Source organism: Ectobacillus ponti (assembly GCF_024294785.1).
GTDB lineage: Bacteria > Bacillota > Bacilli > Bacillales > Bacillaceae_G > Ectobacillus > Ectobacillus ponti.
Map to the genome: position 1 here is coordinate 1 of NZ_JANCLT010000052.1, position 941 is coordinate 941.

A 941-nucleotide genomic window follows, 5' to 3' on the forward strand; every position below is an offset into this window, starting at 1 on the left:
ACGGATGGTTGCAATCTTATTGATCACGGTGTGTCAAGCCACCAATTATCTATGGTGATGTGAGCCGCCCCAACCCCATGACTGTGTTCTGGTCCAAGTTGGCGCAGAGCATGACCTCTCGCCCCATGAAGGGAATGTTGACTGGTCCCGTCACAATCCTTAACTGGTCTTTTGTCAGGAATGACCAGCCGAGGTTTGAGACATGCTACCAGATTGCTCTTGCCATCAAGAAGGAGGTCGAGGACCTTGAGGCTGGTGGTATTCAGGTCATCCAAATCGATGAGGCTGCTTTGAGAGAAGGTCTGCCACTCCGCAAGGCGGAGCATGCTTTCTACTTGGACTGGGCTGTTCACTCCTTCAGAATCACCAACTGCGGTGTTCAGGACACCACCCAGATCCACACCCACATGTGCTACTCTAACTTCAACGACATCATCCACTCCATCATCAACATGGACGCTGATGTGATCACCATCGAGAACTCCCGGTCCGACGAGAAGCTGCTCTCCGTCTTCCGCGAGGGTGTGAAGTATGGTGCTGGCATTGGCCCTGGTGTCTATGACATCCACTCCCCAAGGATCCCGTCCACAGAGGAGATTGCGGACCGCGTCAACAAGATGCTCGCGGTGCTCGACACTAACATTCTCTGGGTGAACCCTGACTGCGGTCTCAAGACCCGCAAGTACAACGAGGTCAAGCCCGCCCTTACCAACATGGTTTCGGCCGCCAAGCTCATCCGCACCCAGCTCGCCAGCGCGAAGTGAGGATCGCCTTTGCAGCAAGTTCCCTTCGATTTTGAGGAGGAATGCCATCATAGCCATCTTGTTTTTGAATAATCTGGGTCCAGTGGATCCAATTGTCTGTGGTTAGGTTTAGTCAGTCTCGGTGGGAAGATCCCTCATACCCGTTTTACTTTTGAATCAATTTGGTGGTTTTTGAGG

1 pseudogene is annotated in these 941 nt (G+C 52.6%); it reads left to right on the forward strand.

Features of this window, described 5'->3' with window-relative positions:
- A pseudogene (locus tag NK662_RS24520) lies at positions 1-764 on the forward strand (5-methyltetrahydropteroyltriglutamate--homocysteine S-methyltransferase); the annotation flags it as partial.
- Positions 765-941: the final 177 nt, after the last annotated feature.